The sequence below is a fragment of the Nocardia sp. IFM 10818 genome (assembly GCF_054655275.1).
In genome coordinates, this window is sequence record NZ_BAAHJH010000001.1 from 4,949,651 (window position 1) to 4,971,870 (window position 22,220).

A 22,220-nucleotide genomic window follows, 5' to 3' on the forward strand; every position below is an offset into this window, starting at 1 on the left:
GAGCGAGATCCGATGACTACAACTGAAGTTCGGGAGCTGAACCTGGCGGATCTGCTCCCCATCTCCGATTCGAAGGACTACTGGGCGCATGCCGCGTGCAAGGGTGACCCCAACCACGAGGCGTGGTTCCCGTACCCGTCGCAGGACTTCGACTACGCGCGAAGCATCTGCGCCGGCTGCCCCATCCGCCGCGAGTGCGGTGAGTTCGCGTCGCGCACCGGCCAGTCCGGTGTGTGGGGCGGGCACGAGTACGACCGCGGCAAGATGATCCGCGACTGAGCGGAGCATGATCGGCGGCCGTTCCACCCGGGACGGCCGCCGATTTCATGCCGGTCGGATTGCGCGTAACCGCCCGGGTCAGGCAGCTAATTTCGCGTGAACATACACTGAAGATCGTGGGTACTCATCGCGCCGCGAGCAGGTCACGAGGTGTCAGCAAGGGACCAGTCGTCGCAGTGGTAGCGGTGATCGTGCTAGCTCTGGCCGTCGTCGGCTGGGCCTGGTTGCAGGAACGTTCCAAGGATCGCGACAGCGCGGCCGCCGCGGCGTGCGTGGAGGGCACGGTGACGCTGAATGTCACGGTCGATCCCACCATTGCCGAACCGGTCAAGGCCGCGGCCGAGCGCTTCAATGCGACCAAGCCGCATGTGCGCGACCATTGCGCGCTGGTCGCGGTGAACCCGCAGCCCTCGGCCGCCATGGTGACGGCCTTCGCGGGGGCCGTGGCGAACGCGCCGTGGGATCCGGCGCTGGGCCCGCAGCCCGGTCTGTGGATTCCCGAGTCCATGCGCTCGGTGGAACTCATGCGGGTGCCGGGGCTCATCGCGGGCACGCCGCAGCCCATTGCCGTCAGCCCGATCGCGCTGGCCGTGCCCGACGAAGTGCGCCGCGCCATGGAGACCGCTCAGACCAAGTGGGCGGATCTGCCACGGCTGCAACAAGGTTCACTGACCGACCTCGGTCTCCCCGCATGGGGCCCGCTGCGCCTGGCCATGCCGGCCGGGGACGCGTCCCTGGCCGTGGCCGCGGCGGTCGGCTCGGGCGTCTCCGGCACCGATCCGCTCGATGAGACCGCCGCCCGCTCGGGCCAGGTCATCTCGGCCGTCTCCCAGCTCGCGGCCACCGCGCCCGCGGCCGCGGACGCCACGACCGCGCTCACCGAGCTGGCGGCGGCGCTCGATCCGGCCGCCCCGCTGCACGCGGTCGCGGCCACCGAACAGCAGATCCGCACCCGCCCGGGCCTGACCGCCTACCGCCCCGTCGGCAACGGCCCGGTGGACGACTACCCGGCCGCGGAGATCGTCGGCAACTGGGTGAACCAGACCCAGAACCTGGTCGCCGGCCTCTTCATCGACTACCTGCGCGCCCCGGAGCAGTCGAAGCTGTTCACCGACAATGGTTTCGGCGCCGCTCCCCCGGCCACCTCGGCCGTCCCCGCCAAGGCCGTGCTGACCCGGGTGCAGCAGGTCCTCGCCGAACCGGTGCTCGGCGTGCACGCCACCGTGCTGCTCGACACCTCGTCGTCGATGTCCACGGCGGAGGGCTCGATGACCCGCCTGGCGAATTCCCTTGCGGCGCTGCAGTCCACGATGACGGTCATGCCGCCGGAGTTCGGCCTGGGCGTGTGGACCTACGCCAAGACCACCGACGGCTCCAACCCGTATCGCATCGCCGCCCCCACCGCGGCGCTCACCGATCAGCAGCGCACCGCCGTCACCCAGGCCCTCGGCGCCGTCTCGGCCTCCGCCATCGCGCCGGATCGGACATATCCGACCCTGGAGGCCGCCTACCGCTCCGCCCTGGAGAACTACACCACCGGCCGCACCAATTCGATCCTGCTGATCACCGACGGCCCCCAGGACGACTCGACCATTACCGGCGAACAGCTCCTCACCGATCTCGCCGCCCTGGCCAATCCGGCCAAACCGATCCGCATCGATGTCATCGTGATCAGCGGCAACGGCACCCAAACCCTGCAAACCCTCACCCAGCGAACAGGCGGCACCTACACCAAGGTCACATCCTCCAATGACCTTGCCTACGGAACTGCGGTGTCGAAGGCCCTGACCACCCCCTGACCCGCCCCGTTTGCAACACGACGGTCACGATGTAACCATCCGCTAGCAACCTCGTGGCATATTCACCGCATGGCACACAGTTCAGGTACCGAAGAATCTTCGGTCAAACAGGGATTTGCGGCCGGAACATCGATAGCGGCAGCCGTCCTGCTGCTCATCATCGGCGTACTCGACATCCTCCAGGGAATCTCCGCCGTCGGCTCCGACAACCTGCTGGTGGTCACCGACGACTACGTCTACAAGTTCAACACCACCACCTGGGGCTGGATCCACATCATCATCGGCGCGATCATCATCATCGCCGCCATCGGCCTCCTGGCCGGCACCACCTGGGGCAAGGTAGCCGCCATCATCCTGGCCGCCCTCGCCATCGTCGAGAACTTCCTCTGGATCCCCTACTACCCCGCCTGGTCCATCCTGATCATCGCCCTGTGCGTGGTCGTCATCTGGGCCGTCTCCACCTGGCACACCGACTCCAAGGTCTAGCGGACTCGTCCGCCCCACGGCGAAGCGCCCCACCGGTTCCGGAAACCGATGGGGCGCTCCGTATTTCAGCTACCGTGGCTGCCACCGAGCCGTGGACCTACTCGCCGTAGGCGTCCAGGGGCGGGCAGGAGCAGACCAGGTTGCGGTCGCCGTAGGCGCCGTCGATGCGGCGGACCGAGGGCCAGACCTTGGGGCGGGGGTTCTTCAGGCCCATGGGGTAGACGGCGGTTTCGCGGGTGTAGGGGTGGTTCCAGTCGCCTACCAGGCAGGCCGCCGTGTGCGGTGCGCCGCGCAACGGGTTGTCCTCGACGGGCCAGACGCCTGCTTCGACCTGGTCGATCTCGGCCTTGATGGCGATCATGGCGTCGATGAAAGCGTCGATCTCTTCGAGGTTTTCGCTTTCGGTGGGCTCCACCATGAGGGTGCCGGCGACCGGGAAGCTCATGGTGGGGGCGTGGAAGCCGTAGTCGGCCAGGCGCTTTGCGACGTCGTCGACGGTGACGCCGGTGCGCTTGGTGATTTCGCGCAGGTCCAGGATGCACTCGTGGGCGACCATGCCGTTGTCGCCGGTGTAGAGGACCGGGAAGTGCGGATTCAGGCGGCGGGCAATGTAATTCGCGGAGGCGATGGCGGTCAGGGTGGCCTTGCGCAGGCCGTCGGCGCCCATCATGCGGATGTAGGACCAGGTGATCGGCAGGATGGAGGCCGAGCCGTACTTGGCCGCGGAGACCGCGTGCGAACCGGACTCCAGCGGGTCGCCCGGCAGGTACTCGGCCAGGTGCTCGCGGACCGCGACCGGGCCGACGCCCGGACCGCCGCCGCCGTGCGGGATGCAGAAGGTCTTGTGCAGGTTCAGGTGGCTGACGTCGCCGCCGAAACGGCCCGGACGGGCAAGGCCGACAAGGGCGTTCAAGTTGGCGCCGTCCACGTAGACCTGGCCGCCGGCGTCGTGCACCATGGCGCAGAGTTCGGCGACCTCGTGCTCGTACACGCCGTGCGTGGACGGGTAGGTGATCATGATGCAGGCCAGCCGATCGGCGTGGTCGGCGATCTTGGCGCGCAGGTCGTCGAGGTCGACATCGCCGTTCTCGCGGGTCTTCACCACCTCCACGCGCATGCCGACCATGGCGGCCGAGGCGGCATTGGTGCCGTGGGCGCTGGACGGGATGAGGCAGGTATCGCGGTGGGTGTCACCGCGATCGAGGTGGTAGCGGCGGATGGCCAGCAGGCCGGCGTACTCGCCCTGACTGCCGGCATTGGGCTGCAAGGAGACTCGGTCGTAGCCGGTGACGGCGGTCAGCCAGCCCTCCAGGTCCTCGATCAGCTTGATCAGGCCCGGCGCGTCCTCGACCGGCGCGTACGGGTGGATGCGGTTGAAGCCGGGCCAGGTGATGGATTCCATCTCCGCGGCGGCATTGAGCTTCATGGTGCAGGAGCCGAGCGGAATCATGCTGCGGTCCAGCGCGATGTCCTTGTCCGAGAGCGAACGCAGGTAGCGCAGCATGGCGGTCTCGGTGCGGTAGCGGGTGAACGCCGGGTGGGTCAGGAATTCCGAGGTGCGGACCTCGATGTGCGGGCGCGGCTTACCGTGGAACAGCGCGCCTTCCGACCCCACCGGGACCTCCGCGCCGAAGCAGTCGAGCACGGCCACCACGTGCGCGTCGGTGGTCGCCTCGTCGCAGGCGATGCCGACATGGTCGGCGTCGACCAGGCGCAGGTTGATGCCGCTCCCCTTGGCCTTGGCCACAATGGCTTCCGCGCCGCCGGGCACGTGCACCAGCACGGTGTCGAAGAAGCTCTGGTGCACGACCGCGTCGCCGAGCCCGGCGGCCAGCCACTGCGCGTGCCCGTGCACGCGCCGCGCGATCTGCTTGAGCCCGTCGGCCCCGTGGTAGGAGGCGTACATGGCGGCCACGATGGCCAGCAGCACCTGCGCGGTGCAGATATTGGAGGTCGCCTTCTCCCGGCGGATGTGCTGTTCGCGCGTCTGCAGCGCGAGCCGGTAGGCCACATCGCCGTCCGCGTCCACGGATACGCCGACCAGGCGGCCCGGCAGCTGCCGCGCGTGCTCCGAGCGCACCGCGAGATATCCGGCATGCGGCCCGCCGAACCCGAGCGGCACGCCGAAGCGCTGCGAGGTGCCGAAGCAGGCGTCCGCGCCCTGCTCGCCGGGCGGCGTAATCAGCGTCATGGCAAGCAGATCCGCGCCCACAGCCACCAGCGCCCCGCGCTCGTGGGCGGCCGCGATGAGCGCGGTCCAGTCCACGATCCGCCCGGAGGCGCCCGGCTGCTGCACGATCACACCGAAGAACTCGCCCTCGGGCAGCACCCCGCCGGACAGCTCCGCCTCGACGATCTCGATCCCCAGCGGCTCGGCGCGGGTGAACAGGATGGTCCGCGTCTGCGGGAAAAGGTCGGCGTCGATGAGCAGCCGTTGCGACTTGGACTTGCGATTGGCCCGCTGCAGCAGGGTCATCGCCTCGGCCGCCGCGGTGGCCTCGTCCAGCATGGACGCATTGGCGACATCCATGCCGGTCAGATCCGAGACCATGGTCTGGAAGTTGAGCAGCGCCTCCAGCCGGCCCTGGCTGATCTCCGGCTGGTACGGCGTATAGGCGGTGTACCAGGCCGGGTTCTCGATGAGATTGCGCACCAGCACCGGCGGGGTCAGGGTGTCGTAGTAGCCGAGCCCGATCATGGTGGTGGCCACCGTATTCGAGTTCGCCAGCGCCGCCAGTTCGGCGAGGGCCTCGTGCTCGCTCACGGCCGGCGGCAGCGCGTCCAGGCCATTGCTCGCGACGGCGTCGAGGATGCTCGCGGGCACCGCCTTCGCGGCGAGATCGTCCAGCGATTCGGTGCCGACGACCTGCAAGATGCGGTCGAGTTCGCCCTGATCGGGCCCGATGTGGCGGTCGGCGAAGGAACGGGTCTGCACGGCAGCTCCAAGGGTGGGCGGGAAGTCGGCCTCACGGCCGACCGGTCGTCTGCCCTCCCCCTCTGTCCTGGGCGCCTGAGAGATTCAGGCCATCGACAGCGCAAGCGCCGGTGACCCTTTCACCATGGGCGGGTGGCTCGCGACCACCGCTTTCCAGAGGCGCCGAAACTCCGCACGGTCCCTTGTGCCTGAGAGATTGACGGGGAGGTGCTGCTCCTTCGGCGCCCGGGTGGCGACCCGGGACTCTCCCGCACGGCTGCGACGCAACGCCAGTCTAATTCGCGCCAAGTTACAGGCGTGTTGCCTGGGCCGGTTTCACACAACAAACGCGCGCTGCCGGTGGCAGCGCGCGTCATCGGCCCGGTCCTAACCGGTCTTGCTCATACGGGCCTTGCGGCGGAAGGCCAGTTCGTCCTCGGGCCGATCGGAGGTGCTGCCGGATTCGGCGCGCTCGGCCGGGAAATTGGCGATGGCCCCGGTGAGCTCGCGCATGGCGCCGCTGACGGCAATGCCGAAGACGCCCTGTCCGCCCTGCAGTAAATCGACGACCTCTTCCGGCGAGGAGCATTCGTAGACGGTGGCCCCGTCGGAGAAGAGCGTGATCCCGGCCAGATCCTCGACGCCCCGGCTGCGCAGATGATCCACGGCGATGCGGATGTTCTGCAGCGAGATACCGGCGTCGAGCAGCCGCTTGACGATCTTGAGAACCAGGATGTCCTTGAAGGAGTACAGCCGCTGGCTGCCCGATCCGGTCGCGCTGCGAATGGACGGAACCACCAGCCCGGTGCGGGCCCAGTAATCGAGCTGACGATAGGTGATCCCGGCCACCTGGCAGGCGCTGGGCACCCGGTAGCCGACGAGGTCGTCCGGCACCGTGTCATCGGGGAACAGCCCAGGCTGCACCACATCCTGCGAGTGCGGTTGATCTCCCACTGACTACTCCCTTACTGCTGGCCTATCAGGGCTCGTGTCCTGGACACTGCTCTGTCCCGGATACTTACTGCATCGACGCTGGAGCGTTGGCCTAACTGTCGAGGCTACTCTCCTGATTGTCTCGGGAGTATCGGGTACCACCAAGCCTGACGGACCGCGTGTTTCTATACCTAAACCTCAGGTCGAGACACGATTTTGCAACGACGGCGCGGCATCAGCTGTCGGTCGCCTTGAAGTCGTCCGGCGATACCGACTCGAGAAACTCCTTGAACTTTTCGACCTCGTCCTCGCGCTCGTCCGGCATGACCAGTCCGGCTTCCTCGAGCACCGCTTCCTCGGCGTGGATCGGACACCCCACCCGCAGGGCGATGGCGACGGAATCGGACGGGCGCGCGGAGACCCGGAGATCGTTCTCGAAGACCAGATCGGCGTAGAAGGTGCCCTCCTGCAGATCCACGATCCGCACCTCTTTCAAGGTGTGCCCGAGCTCCTTGATGAGGATCTTGATCAGATCGTGGGTGAGCGGCCGGATGGGCGTGACGCCCTCCTGTTCGAGCACGATCGCGGTCGCCTCGGCCTGGCCGATCCAGATCGGTAGGTACCTGTCGCCGGACACCTCGCGGAGCAACAGCACGGGCTGGTTCTGTGGCTGTTCGACACGGATGCCGATCACACGCATTTCGCTCATGGCCGTGCCTCGCTAGCGCTCGCCCCGCCCATGCGCGAAGGCGCGCTGTGTTTGATCATTCGCTCGCTTCGCTCACTCATGGCACTGCCTCCCATAAACTCGCCGGCTGCCCAGCACTGACACCGCGGAGCCTGCCGTATCACCGAGTCTAGGCGAAGATTTCAGCCCCCGAGTGAAGCACGCACCGAGGTCTTCACCAGGCAGGTGTGCAGGGTCAGCGACAGCGCCGCCAACTCGCGCACGGTCTCCTCGGCGCGGGCGCGGGCGTCGGCGTCACGACTCTTGGCGATGGGCGCGGCGATTTGCGCCACCATCGCGGCCTCACGGTCCGCGGCGAGTTTGAACGCGCGCAGATGCCTTGCTTCCAAACCGAATTCGCTCAAAGCCTTCGCGGTGCGGGCCAAGGTCACCGCATCCGAATCGAAATACCCGGCGGCGCCGGGGGTGATGAGATTGGCCCGGATGAGCTCGGTCAGGAACTTCTCGTCGATTCCCGCCTGCTCCAGCAGGTCCGCCCGCGGAATCCGGATCTCGTGATCGAACCGGAGTTCCTCGGGCGACACCTCACCGGGCACGACGCCGAGCCGCCGCAGGCGGCTCCCCCCATTGGCGGACATGGCTTCCCCAACCGCTTCGACGCCCGCCCGGGCGCGGGCTTCGCGTTCCCGCACCCCGAGCGTCGCCGCCCCACTGTCGATCGCTTCGAGCTGTTCCTTGATCACCTTCAGCGGCAGGTACTGATCCCGCTGCGCCGTCAGCACGAACCGCAGGCGCTCCACATCGGCGATGTGGAACCTGCGGTAACCCGAAGGCGTGCGCTCCGGGCTGATCAGTCCCTCGGATTCGAGGAACCGGATCTTGGAGATGGTGATGTCCGGGAAATCCGGACGCAGCAGATCCAACACGGAGCCGATCGACATGCCCCCGCGTGTCCACTGCGCTGCGCCAGTCATTCCAGGTGGTCCTATAGCGTGCCCGCGTCGCTGGTCTGCGGACGAGGCCCGGTCAGGAACACGAGACGGAACTTGCCGATCTGCACCTCGTCGCCGTTCTGCAGCTCCGAGGAATCCACCGGCTCCCGGTTCACATAGGTGCCGTTCAAGCTGCCCACGTCGACGACCTGGAAGGTGTCGTCGTCCTGGCGGAACTCCGCGTGCCGGCGGCTGACGGTGACATCGTCGAGAAAGATGTCGCTGTCGGGGTGACGCCCCGCGGAGGTGGTGGGCTGATCCAGCAGGAACCGCGAACCGGCATTCGGGCCGCGCTTGACGACCAGCAGAGCCGCGCCCGCAGGGAGACCCTCGACCCCTTGCACCGGCTGCTCGCCGGTCTGCTCGGTGCGCGACGTGTCGACCTCGTTCAGGAAATCGGCACGGAACACCGAAGTGGTCTCTGCTGCCGTCTCCTGGTAACCCGGGTCTTTGTTCTCGCTCACCCTTGCTCTCCTCCTCGAACCGAATAATCCATGCAAGCAGTTGATGCCTTCAGCGTCACGGCCACCGGCCCTTCAAGCTGTCGGATAGGTCCCGAAAGTCCCGGGCACCGGCTGCCGGCACATCTGTTGGCATTGACCGTACCCTGCCAGGTCGTACCTGTGCAGGTAGAACTGTGAAGGCTCCTTCAGCCTCCGATAACTCCTTGATAACCTGCGGCATCCAGCAGACCGCCGAGGGCCGCGTCGAGCGCTTCGGCCGACTCGACCTCGAGCTCGAACAGCCAGCCGTCGCCGTAGGGATCGGTGTTGAGGGTCTCCGGCGCGCCGGCCAGAAGATCGTTCACCGCAACAACTTTCCCGGCCAGCGGGGCGTAGATGTCCGAGACGCTCTTGGTGGACTCCACTTCGGCGATGCTCTCGCCGGTGTCGGCCTTCTTGTCGACCTCGGGCAACTGCACGAAGACGACGTCACCGAGCTGTGACTGGGCGTAGTCGGTGATGCCCACTCGCACCCGGGTCGGCGCCACGGTGCGAACCCATTCGTGCTCTTCGGAGTAGCGCAGGTCCTGGGGTAGGTCGGTCACAGATGGTGTCCTTTCAATGGGCGGTCCTTCCGGGATCGTCGTCGATCCGTGTGCCACACCCTATCCATGCTGATCTTCGTGCGGCACGGGCGGTATCGCTCGGGCCACGGCGACGGCCTTACCGGCGTAGAGGATGCCGGTCCAGACGTACACCGCGGTGCCCCAGATCAAGAATGCACCGCCGAAGGCCCTGCCGAAACCTGCGGCGGCCCAATCCATCTGACCGGCCAGCAGCCAGGGCAGGGCGGACATGAGCGCGAAGGTGGCGGCCTTGCCCAGGTAGATGACCTCGGGGGGCGGCAGGTCGCGGCGCTTGTAGACGGGCAGCAGCAGCGTCAAGATCAGATCTCGACCGACCAGTATGAGTACCACCCACCAGGGCAGGATGCCGCGAATCAGGAAGCCGCCCAGGGTCGCCAGCAGATAGAGCCGGTCCACCAGGGGGTCCAGAATCGCGCCGAGTTTGGAAGACTGATCGAGCAGGCGCGCGAGCTTGCCGTCGAGGAAGTCGGTGACACCGCTGACGACCAGCAGGGCGAAGGCCCAGCCGTCGGCCCGCTCGACCAGCAGCAGCCACAGGAAGACGGGGACGCCGATGAGCCGCAGCACGGACAGGACGTTGGGCACGGTGAAGATGCGGTCGCTGTACACCGGTTCGGCGTTCCGCTCGGTTGTCACCCCCCGGTCTTACCACGCTGTGCCCAATTTGCCTCCGCTGCGCTCCGGCGGGTGCGGGGCCTGCAAGCTCGATTTTCCCTCCCTCCGCTCCTCCGCTTCGCTCCCCCGCTCCACTCAGTCCACAATCGAGCCGGCCCCGAACCTCGACAGCAATCCACCAATCGCCTTGCCCCGGGACGCCCGAGAGCGCATCGCCTCTATATGGTGTCCGCCATACCGAGTTGATGAGAGAATGAATACAGCCCTCTCTCATTATCGAAGTAACCAGTCAGTCCTGCGAGAGGAAAGACCATGCCCGACTTCGACTACGACGTCGTAGTGATCGGCTCCGGGTTCGGGGGGAGCGTGAGTGCGCTGCGCCTGACCGAGAAGGGCTACCGGGTGGCCGTGCTGGAATCCGGCCGCCGCTGGAACGCCGAGGACATTCCCAAGACGAACTGGAATGTGCGCAAGGCGATCTGGGCCCCGCGCCTGGGGATGACCGGCACCCAGCGCATCAGCGTGCTCGGCAAGTGCGCGGTGTTCTCCGCCTCCGGTGTGGGCGGCGGGTCGCTGATCTACGGCAATACCCTCTACGAGCCGCTGCCGCAGTTCTACACCGACCGGCAGTGGGCGCACATCACCGATTGGAAATCCGAGCTCGCGCCCTATTACGACCAGGCGCAGCGCATGCTCGGGGTGACGCCGAATCCGCGCATCACCCCCGCCGACGAGGTGATCCGCTCGGTGGCCGAGGACCTCGGCGTGGCGCACACCTTCCATGCCACCAATGTGGGCGTGTTCTTCAATGAGGAGAATCCGGGCGCCGAGGTGGACGACCCGTACTTCGGCGGGGCCGGGCCGCGGCGCAACGGCTGTGTGCACTGCGCCCGCTGCTTCACCGGGTGCCCGCACAATGCCAAGAACACCACGCCCAAGAACTACCTGTACCTGGCCGAACAGGCCGGCGCGCACGTGTTCGAGCTGACCACCGCCACCAAGGTGCGACCACTGGCCGGCGACGACGGCGGATACGCCATCGAGACGGCGCGCTCGGACCGCTGGGTTCGCAAGCAGCGCAGGGTTTTCACCGCCCAGCAGGTGGTGTTCGCGGCGGCCGCGCTGGGCACCCAGAAGCTGCTGCACAAGATGCGCGACGAGCAGGTGCTGCCGAATCTGTCGCCGCGGCTGGGCGAGCTGACCCGGTCCAATTCCGAGGCCATTCTCAATGTGGTGAGCAATGAGCGCGACGATTTCGCGCAGGGCGTGGCCATCACCTCCTCGATTCATCCCGAGGAGAGCACCCATATCGAGGTGTGCCACTACGGCAAGGGGCAGAACGGGCTGTTCCCGCTGTCGGTGCCGATCGTGGACGGCGGGGCGTTCCGGTTCCTGCGGTTCCTGCTGGCCATCCTGCTGCATCCGATCGTGTTCGCGCGCAGCCTCAATGCGCACCGGGCCTCGGAGAAGTCGGTGATCCTGCTGGTCATGCAGTCGCTGGACAACTCGCTGACCTCCTATCGCAAGTGGGGGCAGCTCAAGACCAGGCAGGGCACCGGGCAGCCCAATCCGACCTGGATTCCGCTGGCGCACGAGGTCGGGCGGCGGTTCGGCAAGAAGGTGAACGGCGATGTGCACAGCCTGATCATGGATGTGTTCAATATTCCGGCGACCGCGCACTACATCGGCGGTTGCGTGATCGGCGAGGGGCCGGAATCCGGTGTGGTGGACCCATATCAGCGGGTGTTCGGGCATCCCGGGCTGCACATTGCCGACGGGTCGGCGGTGACGGCGAATCTGGGCGTGAATCCCTCGCTCACCATTACCGCGCAGGCGGAGCGGGCCATGGCGTTCTGGCCCAATCGGGGTGAGGCCGATCCGCGTCCGGAGCTGGGTGCGCCCTACCGCCGCATCCGCCCGGTCGCGCCGAAACAGCCGACCGTTCCGGAGTTTGCTCCGGGTGCGCTGAAGCTCCCGATCTTCCCCTCCGATCCGGCCATTCCGGTCAACTAGGCACCACAGCGACCCGCCGGTAAGTTGTGTTTCCGTGAGCTCCAACATGATCGACTTCCGCTCCCCCGTCTCGGCCGAGGAGGTGCGGGCCCGCGGCCGCGCGCTGCGGGATCGCACCCCGGTCGGTGCGCGGGACCGGGAGGCTGCCGGGGCGAATCGGCCCGGGGTGCTGGAGTTCCTGGAGACCAGCAATCGCGGGCGGCTGGCGCATTTGATCCCGCTGCGGCACGGGCGCATGGCGGCCTCGCCGTTCACCTTCTTCCGGGGTGCGGCGGGGCTCATGGCCGCCGATCTGGCGGGCGGGCCGACCAGCGGGCTCACCGCGCAGCTGTGCGGTGACGCGCACGCCGCCAATTTCGGGCTGTACGGCACCCCGCGCGGCGAAATCGTCATGGACATCAATGATTTCGACGAGACCGTGCCCGGGCCGTGGGAGTGGGATCTGGAGCGGCTGGCGGCCAGCCTGGTGCTGGCGGGCCGCGAGGGCGGGGCATCCGAACAGGACTGTTTCGACGCCGCGCGCGACAGCGCCCGTTCCTATCGGCTGGTCATGGCCGTACTCGCCGAGCAGCCGTTCCTCGCCTCGTGGAATGCGCTGCCCGACGAATCGGTGCTCGGCCGGGTGCGGGCGGACGCGCTGCTCGACGACTTCCGCAAGGCGGCCAAGAAGGCGCGCAAGAACACCAGCGCCAAGGTGGCGCGCAAGTGGACCGAGCATCTCGAGGATCACGAAACCGGTATCAGCACACACAAATTCGTGGCCGATCCGCCGATTCTGACCACGGTCGAGGAGGCCGTGGCGGAGGCGGTCATCGACGGGCTCACCGAATACGCGGGCACGCTGCGGGAATCGCGGCGGCAGCTGATCGCCCGATACTCGGTGTCCGATATCGCCTTCCGCATCGTGGGCACCGGCAGCGTGGGCCTGCACTCCTATCTGGCGCTGCTGCAGGGCAATGCGGACGAGGTGCTGGTGCTGCAGATCAAGCAGGCGCGGCCCTCGGCGCTCTCGCCGTATCTGCCGCCCGAGCCGGCGCGGCACGAGGGTGAGCGAATCGTGCAGTCCACCAGGATGGTTCAGGCCGAATCCGATATTCTGCTGGGCTGGACCACGCTGCGGCTGGGCGGGGAGGAACTGCCGTTCATCGTGCGGCAGTTCCGGAATCTGAAGGGCAGTATCGATCCGGCGGCCGTGGAGCCCGGCGATCTGGACGATTACGGGCGGCTGGCGGGTGCGCTGCTGGCCCGGGCGCACCACCGTTCGCTCGATCCGCGCCTGGTCGCAGGCTATCTCGGCGAGTCCGAGGAGTTCGACGAGGCGGTGGCCCGGTTCGCGGTCCGCTATGCCGATCGCACCGAGGCCGATCACGCCGACCTGGTGGCCGCGGTGCGGGACGGCCGCGTGGCGGCCGATACGGAGTGATCCGGCCGCGTACGATGCAGTCAGCCGTGTCTTCTCGACGAGGAAGGTGAGAGCCGATGCTCGTCCGCGTGCAGAACACCGCCGGCACCCATGCCGAGAAGGTGCTCATCGATTGGCTGCGCACCTGGAAGGGCCGCGGCGATCCCAAGGGCGTGGCCACCGTCAATTGCAGCCTGTTCCACGGCGATCGGCTCTACCCGTTCGACGCGGTGATCTGGACGCCGACCAGCTGCGTGGTCATCGAGGCCGAGGCGCTGGTGGAGCGCGGCGAGGGCGAGCTCGAGGTGCCGCTCAACGGCCCGTGGCGGATGGGCGACAAACTCATCAGCTTCGAGGGCGGCGACAAGCGCACCCCGCTGGACAAATCCCGCGATCACACCTTCGCACTGCAGAACTGGCTGGCCGAACGCGGCCTCGGCCAGCGCGTGGTGCACGGCGCGGTGCTGGTGATCCCCACCTCCGGATCGAATGTGCGGGTGCAGCAGCTGTGGAGCGATCCCAGCTTCCAGGTGCTGCTCGGCGACGATCCGCGGCGGCTGCGCGACTACTTCAACACGCTGTCCTCCCGCGGCCGCCCGCAGTGGTCGGCCAATGATGTGGCCTGGGCCTTCCGCGGCCTGGGCATCCTGCCGTACCTGCCCGCACCCCAGGATCTGCTCAACGAGGGCTTCCTGGGACCGGTCGACATCACCCTCTGGCACGGCGGCCCGCAGCAGGCGCAGGCCGAGGCCTACGCCGAGGAGCAGGCCCGCAAGGAACGCGAAGCGGCCGAGGCGGGCCACCGCCTCACCGTGCCTACCCCCTGGTTCAGCCCCTCGAAGCTGTATCCCCGCCAGCAGGGCGAACTCGAACTCGGCCGCGGCCTCATGCGATTGATGCTGACCATCGGCATGGTGATCGCCGTGCTCTGGGTGATCTGGTTCATCATCGCGGGGATCGTGGCCTACGGCCCGCTCTGAGCGCGCGATATCGCACGGGCAGATACACGGCGGCCACCAGCGCGACCGCGGCCGCCGCACCGCCGACCACATCGGACGGATAGTGATAGCCCAGGCCCACCATCCCGACCAGCACCACGGGCAGCACCACCGCCATGACCACCACCACCGCCGCCCGGATCCACACCGACTCACTGGCCAGCGCGAAGGCGGTCACCACGGCCACCAGATGCACGGTGTGCCCGCTCGGATACGCCAGATAGTCCCCCAGCGGCCGCTCCCACAACGGTTTGAGCAGCAGCGCATTCACCCCGATAGCGAATTCGGGCGCAATGACCACGAACCCGGCCTGCCACCACTGCCGCCGATAGGCGAACCAAGCGAATCCCGCCAGCAGTAGCAGGACCACGACGAGCGCATCGCTGGGCGCCACCAGCACCCGATAGATCCCCGCATGCCCATCGAACGACGAATGGATGTGCTCCCCCACCGCCCGATCGAACCCGGTCGGTCCGCCATCGGCCGGAAAGAACCGCGGCACAACCACGGTCACGAGCACCGCCGCCACGATGAGCGCGGGCAACGCCGCCCGGCGCGCATGCTCCGCAAGCCCGGCGGGCGCGGAAACGGTCGATCGGTTCACCCGAGCACGATAGCGGGTACGCCCGGACGCGGCCTCGTGCATCGCCGACGCCCAAGTCCGCGCCAAGCGCCGGACAAGCCCGGGGCGGTGTCCTGTCGGCATGAGCGAGCCCGATCTGCTGGTCTTCACGGTCATCCACCGCGCGATGCGGACCGACGTCCACCGCCTGGCCGCCCTCGGCGCCGGCCCGTTCGCCGGCGAGCACGAGGCCGCCGTCCGCCGCTATCTGTATGCCGTCCTGACCGAGATCCAGCACCACCACGCCACCGAGTGCGCCGTGCTGTGGCCGGTGATCGCGCATCACGCGGGCGCGGTCATCGACCTCGCGCCGTTCACCGATGACCACGCGGCGCTGGAGCCGATCCTGGCCCGTGCCCGCACAGCCACCGGTTCGGCGCGAGCGCGAGCCCTGCGCGAGCTGGCCGAACAGCTCGACGAGCACGTCCAGGAAAAGGAGGCCCTGCTGTTCCCGGTGCTGCGCGAGTATGTCCCCACACCGGCATTCGACAAGGCGGAGAAGCGTTTCCACATCCGCCCGGCCCACGCGCAGACCCGCTTCGCGGTGCCATGGCTGCTCGCGCACGCCCATCCCGCCGAGCGCAGGCCATTGCTGCATCGCATCGGCGCCCCGGCACGGCTGGTGAATCGCACCAGCGCCCCCGCCTATCGCACCTTGGCCGCCACCGTATTCGACTGACACCGCACTTCGGATCTGAAACAGCACCGACTGGGAACTGGTGGCGGGCGCTACTCGGGAAATGCCGCCACCGGTTCCCGGTGATCGCCCGTCCAAGATGCGTTCGGCCCGCAGGCGAGCGCCGAGACCGGCGCGTCATGCCGCCGGAACGGGTCAGCGGAGCGTGCGGCCGGGAGTTGGACGTTGTCGTATTCGGTTGAGCGCCGCCAATTCCCAATGCTCCGCACCCGCGGTGCGGGCGACCGCCGCCGCGCGCGTGTAATGCGCTCGCGGGTCGTCGCGGCCGAGCAGCGCGGCCAGGTCACCGAGCACCAGGGCGACCGGGCACAGCGCCAGTGCCGCGGACATGGTGCCGGCGAATCGGTCCGCGTACGGGGACAACTCGTCGTAGGTCGGGGCGGCCAGGGCGGTGTCGCCGAGGCCCGCCGCCACGAGTCCGCGAATGCTCAGGTGCAGATCCCGGTGGAAGTCCGCGCGTACGCGGCCCGGGCCGTGCGATCCGGCGGCGGCCGAGACCGCCCGCGCCGCTTCCTCGGTGCGGCCGGCCTCCAGGAGCGCCAGGGCGTACATATCAGCGGTTCCCGTCAGGCGGCCCAGGGTTTCGTGGAGGCGGAGGGTGTCGTCGACGAGTTCGCCGAGACGGCCCTGGGCGTAACGGATGGTGTAGATGCCGACCCAGGCGGTGGCGACCTCGCCGCCGAAGGTGCTGCCGCCGCGGATGCGGGCGGCGGTTTCCAGGTAGGCCGATTCCGCCGCGGCGAAGCGTCCGGTGATGGTGTGGCGCATGCACTTTCCCCAGTCGCCGATCTTGCCGAGCAGGGGCAGGTCCATGTCCTCGGCCAGGCGGGTGCCCTGCGCCCAATGGTCCGCGGCGGCCGGATCGAGGCGGGCCGACATGACCTGTTGCAGGAGCAGATGGCCCAGGACCTGGTAGAGGCCGAGGCCGTGCGCTGTGGCGAGAGTGAGGATTTCCTCGGCGACGCGATGCTGCTCGTCCAGCAGGTCCGCGGTGTGATACAGGTTCAGGTAGCGGCCGTTGAGGGCGTGCGCGAGCAGGTCGGGGCGGCCGATCGCGCGGGCCAGCGCGACGGCCTCGGCGGCGGCTTCGCGCCCGCGGGGGCCGGATTCGCTGTCGAGCTGCATGGCCAGGCTGGTGAGCAGCCGGGCGCGCAGGACCGGTTCGGTCACCGTCGGCAGGGCGGCTTCGGCGGCGTCGATGACGACCGTCTCGCGGGTGCCGTACATGCGATTGATCCACAGCGTGGGCACATCGAATCCGGTGATGACGCGGGCGGCCAGCAATGGATCGCCGAGTCGCAGGGCCGCCGCCAGCGCCCGGTCGCGCAGCACTCGCGCCCGGATGATGTCTCCGGACAGCGCACAGCTGCGAATCCGCGCCACCTCCAGTTCGATTCGCCGGCGCGCCTGCTCGGCACGGCCCTGCACCAGGCCCGCCTCGGACCGGTCGTACGCGGTCAGCGCCTGCTCCCACAGCCCGACCGCGGTGCGATGCGCGAAGCGCGACTCAGCGAGTTCGGCTGCCCGGCAGGAGTATTCGACGACATCCGCCAGCCGGGCCGGATCCCCCGAGGCCATGCAGTGCTGAGCCAGCCGGGCCGGGTCGATACCGGGGCGGCGCGCCAGCACATCGGCGACGCGACCGTGAATCCTTGCCCGCCGCAGCCGCGAGATGCTGTCGTACAAGGCGTCCCGGATCAGCACATGCGTGAACCGCACGCCCCACAGCTGCCCGCCCGTATCGGTGTGCTCGGTGAGCAGCCCCGTCAGGCCCCCGGCCTCGAGCGCATCGAGGACGGTGTCCTCGGACTCGCCCGTCACGGCCGCGAGCAGATCCACATCCGCGTCCCGCCCCGCCACCGCCGCACAGCGCAGCACCGTCTGCGCGACGGCCGGCAGCCGGGCGATCCGCCGCCGCAGCACATCCGCCACCCCGCTCGGCACCTCCTGCAGGGCGGCCTCGGGTCCCGCCGCGGCGAGCAGGCGCGCGGTCTCGCGCACGAAGAACGGATTCCCGCCGGTGCGTTCGCAAATGGCGGCCACGACCTCCGGCGTCACCTCCTCCGGGCAGCAGGCGCGCACGAGTTGCGCCACGGCCGGCTCCGCCAGCCCGTCGAGCGAGATCCGCACCGGCTCGACCGGCGCCAGCTCACCCAGCACGCCGGTGAGTCCCGACGGCGATTCGCCCGGCCGGTAGGTGGCGACCACGAAGATCCCGGGCACCCGGCGCGGCAACACCGCCAGCAGCGACAACGTCTCCTCATCGGCCCGATGCAGATCCTCTAGCACCACCAGCAGCGGCCCATCGGCCGCCACCGCCGACAGATACCGTTCCAGCGCCCGATGGGTATGGAATCGCACCGACGCGGGATCCCCACCCGCGGCGGCGCGAATCCCGTGGTCGGCGGGCCGCGTCGAATACCCGTGCGGCGTCGAATGCCAACGGCTCATCGGATCCGTGGCGGCCGGCGCGGCCCCGCGGTCCATCGCCGCGGCGCTGCCCGTCCCCGCCACGCGCCGCGCATTCACGGACGCCGCGGCCGCCGTGCCGTCCGCGCGGTCGGTGAGTTCCGCGGTCGTGTTCGTGCCGGCGAGCAGCGGGGTCAGCAGCGAATCGGTCACCGGCCATCGGGAATCGAGTGCGCGCAGGACCTCTCCCCAGGCCCAGCCGGCCGGGGCGGCCCCGGTCTCGGGGGTGCGGCCCCACGCCGGCGTCCATTCGGCCAGGGCCGCGGACAGTCTCCGCGCCAGGGTGGTCTTGCCCGCGCCGGGGTCGCCGGCGATCAGGCCCACGCGAACGCCGGCGCGGGCCGCATCGGCGAGTGCCGCCAATTCCGTTTCACGGCCGAAGAAATCCTCGGTCCGTGGACTGTCCGGCGCGAGGCCCGCGTCGGTGCGCGGGGTGATGCGGGCGGTCTCGATGGCCGGAGCGGGACCTGCCGCGATCGGGCCGGCGGGCAGGTCCAGATGCGGTGCCTGCGTGAGGATGTCGGTTTCCAGCGTGCGCAGGGGCTGGCCCGGGTCCACTCCCAGTTCGGTGGCCAGCACCTGACGCACCCGGCGCAGTGCGCCCAGCGCGTCGGCTTGGCGGCCGCAGCGATAGAGGGCGAGAGCGAGTAGTCGCCAGGGTTCTTCGCGCAGGGGGTGGTCGGCCAGGTGTGCTTCCAATTCGGCGACCACCGCGGCCGCGGCTCCGGCTTCCAGCAGGGCCGCCGCGCGTCGTTCCACGGCCGTGCCGCGTAGTTCGAGCAGGCGGGCGGCCTCGGTTGCGGCCCAGGGCAGTTCGGCGAATTCGGCGTAGGCGGGACCGCGCCACAGGCCCAGTGCCGCACCGTAGGCCGCGGCGCGTTCGCCGGGGGCGCCGGGCGATTCCGCGGTGATCAGGTCCTCGAACCGCCAGGCGTCCACGGCCGCCGCGGGCAGTCGCAGCGCATATCCGGGTGGTGCGGTCACCAGGGTTCGGGCGGGAGTGCGCGGGGCGCGGCCGGGTTCGAGGGCGCGGCGCAGATGGGAGACGAACACCTGGATCCCGCCCAAGGCGCGCGGGGGCGCCTCGTCGACCCAGAGGTCGGCGATGAGACGGTCCACCGGGACCAATTGGCCGCGCGCCGCGACCAATCGGGCCAGGACGGCGCGCTGTCGTGTTCCCCCGAGTTCCGCGGGCGCACCGCCGACCGTCAGGCCGAATGCTCCGAGGACACTGATTTCCACCACGGCCGGAGTATCGCGGAGAAATCGGCCGGGTGTAACGGATTGCGAGCGGCTCGCGGATCGGCCGGGGCGGATTACTCGCGGACGGCGGCCTTTTCGAGGACCGGGCGCATGCGGGTGGGCGCCCACCAGTTGGCGGTGCCCATGACGCGCATGAAGGCCGGTACCAGCACCATGCGCACGAGGGTGGCGTCCATGAGCACGGCCAGGGTGAGGCCGAGGCCGAGGATGCGGTTGATGGAGACGCCGCTGACGGCGATGCCCGCGAAGATCACCGACATCATGACGGCGGCGGCGGTGACGATCGGCCCGGAGCGGGCGATGCCGAGGGCGACCGCATTGTCGTTGTCCGCACGGGTTTTGGCGGAGTTCTCCCATTCCTCGGTGAAACGGGCCAGGAGGAAGACCTCGTAGTCCATGGACAGGCCGAAGGCCACGCAGAACAGCATGACCGGGAGGGTGGCGATGGTGTAGCCGGTGGCCAGCGTGCCGAGGCCGCCGAGGTGCCCGTCCTGGAAGATCCAGACGAGAGCGCCGAAGGCGGCTGTCAGCGAGAGCACATTGAGCGCCAGGGCTTTCAGCGGGAGCACGACGCTGCCGGTGAGCAGGAGCAGCAGGACGAAGGTGGTGACGGCAATCCAGGCGATGGCCTTCGGGAAGCCCTGGGCGATGCCCGCGGCGGAATCGGCCGTCTGCTGCGCCAGTCCGCCGAAGAGCACCGGCGCGGGCGCCTCGACCGCACGCAAGGCGTCCAGCTGTCGTTGTCCCGCTTCGGAATACGGGTCCAGAGCGCTGGCGACGGTGAGATGTGTAGTGCCCGAAGCGGTTTCGGCCGTCACTCCGCGCACGTTCGGAACCGTGGCCAGGGCGGCGGCGTAGGCGCCGACCTCGGCCGGTTCGGTGACGAGGATGTGCACGGCGCCGGTCGTATTGCCGTCGAACCGGTCTCGCAGCAGATCACCCACCTGTCGCGATGGCAGGGTCTCCGGTAGCACCCGGTCGTCGGGCAGGCTGATTTTCAGTCCGAGTATGGGTGCGCCGAGCATGAGCAGCAGCGCGATCACCGGCAGTGCGCACAATGCGGGGCGGCGCTGCACGGTGCGTGCGATGCGGTAGAGCCTGCTCTCCGGCACGGGTTCGGCCTCCCGCAGCGGCTTCCGGTTGAGGCGCTCGCCCAGCAGCGCCAGCAGGGCCGGAACCAGGGTGAGTGCCAGCACGATCGACAGGATCACCACCGCCAGGCCCGCAAAGGCCAGTGAGCGCAGGAAGTTCAAGGGGAAGAACGACATTCCGATGAGCGCGATGCCGACGGTGATGCCGGAGAAGGCGACGGCCCGCCCGCCGCGGCGGGCGGCGATGGTGAGCGCTGCCGCGCGCTCCCGCCCCGTCGCGATCTCCTCGCGATAGCGGCCGATGATGAGCAGCGAATAGTCGATGGCCAGCGCGAGCCCGATGGCGGTCACGATATTCAGCGCGAACACCGACAGCTCCACGACGAAGGTCAGCGCGTAGAGGATCGCCGTGCTCCCGACAATCGCGACGACGCCGGTGAGGAATGGAATGGCCGCCGCCACAGCGCTTCTCAGGAACCACATGAGTAGCAGAAAGGTCAGCGGCAGGGCGATGGCCTCGGCGATCATCAGATCCCGCTGCGTCTGGGCGCCGGTCTCGTGCCACACCATGGCCTGCCCGCCGGCCCGGACGGTGACGCCGTCGGACTGTTCGCCGTACGCGCTGTCGAGTTCGCGCGCCAGCTCGTTCGCGGTCGCGGGCGCATGGTTCTCGTCACCGCGCACAGTGGCCACAATGAGCCCGATGTCGCCATCACGACTGATGAGCGTCCCGGCGAGCTGCGGTTCGGTCCACGGCGAAACCACTTGGGAGACCCGGCCGTCGCCCTTCAGCGTCTCGGCGATCGCTCGCCCGCGCGCCGTCGATGCGGCGCTCTGCGCCCCGCCCGCGGATTCGACCGCCAGCACCAGCTGCATGCCGGACATGCCGTAGTCGCGTTCGAGCATCTCGGCGACCCGCGCGGATTCCGATTCCGTCCCCACGAATCCGCCATTGGTCAGCTTCGAGGCGACACCCGCCCCGAGCGCTCCGCAGAGCAGAAACGCCACGCCCACCACGATCAAAACGAGTTTCGGCGCGCGTACGGCGATGCCGGACAGTTTCGTGATCATTCCCGCCCCCGGGCTCGAATCAGCCGTTAGTTCGATACACATCCTCGTCTACGACAGGATGTAGTGGAATCGACTGTAGCGCAGGTCACACGACGCGCGGCAGGTCTCACTCCGGCCGGCGGCAGTAGACGAACAGGTGATTCTCGGCCGCGCCATCGCGGTGGCCCGGAACGAACTCGCGTTCCCGCAGCTCCACGATCTCCAGCCCCGCCAACCTCAGCCGATCCGGATAATCCGCGGCGGCGTAGCTGCTGACCCGCGCGGCGTGGCCCATGAACACGATGTCCACCTGCTCGACATCCCCCGGCACGGTGCCCAGCACCAGATACCCCCCGGGCCGCAGCCACTCCGCCATCCGACGCAGCGACGCATCGATATCCGCCCGGGTCATCTGCAGCAGCGGAAAGAACGCGCACACGGCATCCAGACTGCCCGGCTCCACCTCGAATTCGCGCACATCGGCTTGATGGAAGACAGCCTCGGGAACCCGCCGCCGAGCCAGCTCGATCATCACCCCCGAGACATCGATCCCCTCCACCCGGAAACCCTTGTCCGCGAGCGCCCGCGCGGTCGGCACGCCGGTACCGCTGCCGACATCGAGCACCCGGGCTCCCGCGCCCAGGCGCTCACCCAGCCACTCGAGCGCCGCGTGTTGCTCGGGCAGATGACCGAACGCCTTCTCATAGTCGGCCCCGAGCAGGTCGAACAGGCGATCAGCGGGCAACGGCGCATCGGACGTCACGCTCGAAGTCTAGTCGGCGGAAACAGAATTGGGGCATTCGACCGATAGTGGGCCGT

18 protein-coding genes and 1 riboswitch are annotated in these 22,220 nt (G+C 68.7%); of the genes, 7 read left to right on the forward strand and 11 right to left on the reverse strand.

Annotated elements, in window-relative coordinates:
• Nucleotides 1-12 precede the first annotated feature (12 nt).
• The 3 genes from ACYQ5L_RS22925 (at nt 13) to ACYQ5L_RS22935 (ending at nt 2,564) form a co-directional block, all read left to right on the forward strand.
• Entirely contained in the window at nt 13-279 is a 267-nt protein-coding gene (locus ACYQ5L_RS22925) for a WhiB family transcriptional regulator (RefSeq protein WP_459960043.1), read from the forward strand.
• Between the two features lie 185 nt (nt 280-464).
• Complete coding sequence (locus tag ACYQ5L_RS22930; protein WP_459960045.1) at nt 465-2,078, forward strand: VWA domain-containing protein; 1,614 nt, start codon at nt 465-467, stop codon at nt 2,076-2,078.
• 69 nt (nt 2,079-2,147) lie between these two features.
• On the forward strand, nt 2,148-2,564 hold the full coding sequence (locus ACYQ5L_RS22935; protein WP_459960046.1) for a DUF7144 family membrane protein: 417 nt from the start codon (nt 2,148-2,150) through the stop codon (nt 2,562-2,564).
• 97 nt (nt 2,565-2,661) lie between these two features.
• On the opposite strand, the gene gcvP is transcribed toward ACYQ5L_RS22935, so the two are convergent.
• The 7 genes from gcvP to ACYQ5L_RS22970 all read right to left on the reverse strand — a co-directional run bounded on the left by gcvP (nt 2,662) and on the right by ACYQ5L_RS22970 (nt 9,817).
• Nucleotides 2,662-5,499 (reverse strand): aminomethyl-transferring glycine dehydrogenase, encoded by a 2,838-nt coding sequence (gcvP, locus tag ACYQ5L_RS22940; RefSeq protein WP_459960048.1) that lies wholly within the window; start codon nt 5,497-5,499, stop codon nt 2,662-2,664.
• 165 nt (nt 5,500-5,664) lie between these two features.
• Nucleotides 5,665-5,760, reverse strand: a riboswitch (glycine riboswitch).
• Between the two features lie 105 nt (nt 5,761-5,865).
• Complete coding sequence (locus ACYQ5L_RS22945) at nt 5,866-6,432, reverse strand: MerR family transcriptional regulator (protein ID WP_379194359.1); 567 nt, start codon at nt 6,430-6,432, stop codon at nt 5,866-5,868.
• Nucleotides 6,433-6,646: 214 nt separating this feature from the next.
• Entirely contained in the window at nt 6,647-7,120 is a 474-nt protein-coding gene (locus ACYQ5L_RS22950) for a bifunctional nuclease family protein (RefSeq protein WP_459960050.1), read from the reverse strand.
• A gap of 161 nt (nt 7,121-7,281) precedes the next feature.
• Nucleotides 7,282-8,040: a transcriptional regulator FtsR gene (ftsR, locus tag ACYQ5L_RS22955; protein ID WP_379194362.1), complete on the reverse strand. Its 759-nt coding sequence runs from the start codon at nt 8,038-8,040 to the stop codon at nt 7,282-7,284.
• A 44-nt stretch (nt 8,041-8,084) separates the two neighbouring features.
• A complete protein-coding gene (gene odhI / locus ACYQ5L_RS22960; RefSeq protein ID WP_379194364.1) occupies nt 8,085-8,555 on the reverse strand; it encodes an oxoglutarate dehydrogenase inhibitor Odhl in 471 nt (156 codons plus the stop codon).
• Between the two features lie 185 nt (nt 8,556-8,740).
• Nucleotides 8,741-9,139, reverse strand: coding sequence for a glycine cleavage system protein GcvH (gene gcvH, locus ACYQ5L_RS22965; RefSeq protein WP_459960053.1), 399 nt, complete (start codon nt 9,137-9,139; stop codon nt 8,741-8,743).
• 60 nt (nt 9,140-9,199) lie between these two features.
• Nucleotides 9,200-9,817, reverse strand: a complete 618-nt coding sequence (locus tag ACYQ5L_RS22970) for a CDP-alcohol phosphatidyltransferase family protein (protein ID WP_379194368.1) — start codon at nt 9,815-9,817, stop codon at nt 9,200-9,202.
• Between the two features lie 291 nt (nt 9,818-10,108).
• Between ACYQ5L_RS22970 and ACYQ5L_RS22975 the strand changes: the two genes are divergently transcribed.
• The 3 genes from ACYQ5L_RS22975 to ACYQ5L_RS22985 are packed head-to-tail and all read left to right on the forward strand — an operon-like array spanning nt 10,109 to nt 14,191.
• Nucleotides 10,109-11,809 carry a GMC oxidoreductase gene (locus ACYQ5L_RS22975; protein ID WP_459960055.1) on the forward strand — a complete coding sequence of 567 codons (1,701 nt, stop codon included), beginning with the start codon at nt 10,109-10,111 and terminating at the stop codon, nt 11,807-11,809.
• A 46-nt stretch (nt 11,810-11,855) separates the two neighbouring features.
• Nucleotides 11,856-13,232, forward strand: a complete 1,377-nt coding sequence (locus tag ACYQ5L_RS22980) for a DUF2252 domain-containing protein (RefSeq protein ID WP_459963508.1) — start codon at nt 11,856-11,858, stop codon at nt 13,230-13,232.
• 56 nt (nt 13,233-13,288) lie between these two features.
• A complete protein-coding gene (locus ACYQ5L_RS22985) occupies nt 13,289-14,191 on the forward strand; it encodes an NERD domain-containing protein (RefSeq protein ID WP_459960056.1) in 903 nt (300 codons plus the stop codon).
• On the opposite strand, the gene ACYQ5L_RS22990 is transcribed toward ACYQ5L_RS22985, so the two are convergent.
• On the reverse strand, nt 14,157-14,813 hold the full coding sequence (locus ACYQ5L_RS22990; RefSeq protein WP_459960057.1) for a phosphatase PAP2 family protein: 657 nt from the start codon (nt 14,811-14,813) through the stop codon (nt 14,157-14,159). The two genes, ACYQ5L_RS22985 and ACYQ5L_RS22990, sit on opposite strands and share 35 nt — an antisense overlap.
• A gap of 100 nt (nt 14,814-14,913) precedes the next feature.
• On the opposite strand from ACYQ5L_RS22990, the gene ACYQ5L_RS22995 reads away from it, so the two are divergent.
• A complete protein-coding gene (locus ACYQ5L_RS22995; protein WP_459960059.1) occupies nt 14,914-15,510 on the forward strand; it encodes a hemerythrin domain-containing protein in 597 nt (198 codons plus the stop codon).
• Between the two features lie 153 nt (nt 15,511-15,663).
• Here ACYQ5L_RS22995 and ACYQ5L_RS23000 read toward each other — a convergent pair whose 3' ends face one another.
• The 3 genes from ACYQ5L_RS23000 to ACYQ5L_RS23010 all read right to left on the reverse strand — a co-directional run bounded on the left by ACYQ5L_RS23000 (nt 15,664) and on the right by ACYQ5L_RS23010 (nt 22,164).
• Nucleotides 15,664-19,242, reverse strand: coding sequence for an ATP-binding protein (locus tag ACYQ5L_RS23000; protein ID WP_459960061.1), 3,579 nt, complete (start codon nt 19,240-19,242; stop codon nt 15,664-15,666).
• A gap of 71 nt (nt 19,243-19,313) precedes the next feature.
• Nucleotides 19,314-21,422, reverse strand: a complete 2,109-nt coding sequence (locus ACYQ5L_RS23005) for an MMPL family transporter (RefSeq protein WP_459960063.1) — start codon at nt 21,420-21,422, stop codon at nt 19,314-19,316.
• A gap of 106 nt (nt 21,423-21,528) precedes the next feature.
• Nucleotides 21,529-22,164, reverse strand: coding sequence for a class I SAM-dependent methyltransferase (locus ACYQ5L_RS23010; protein ID WP_459960065.1), 636 nt, complete (start codon nt 22,162-22,164; stop codon nt 21,529-21,531).
• Nucleotides 22,165-22,220 lie beyond the last annotated feature (56 nt).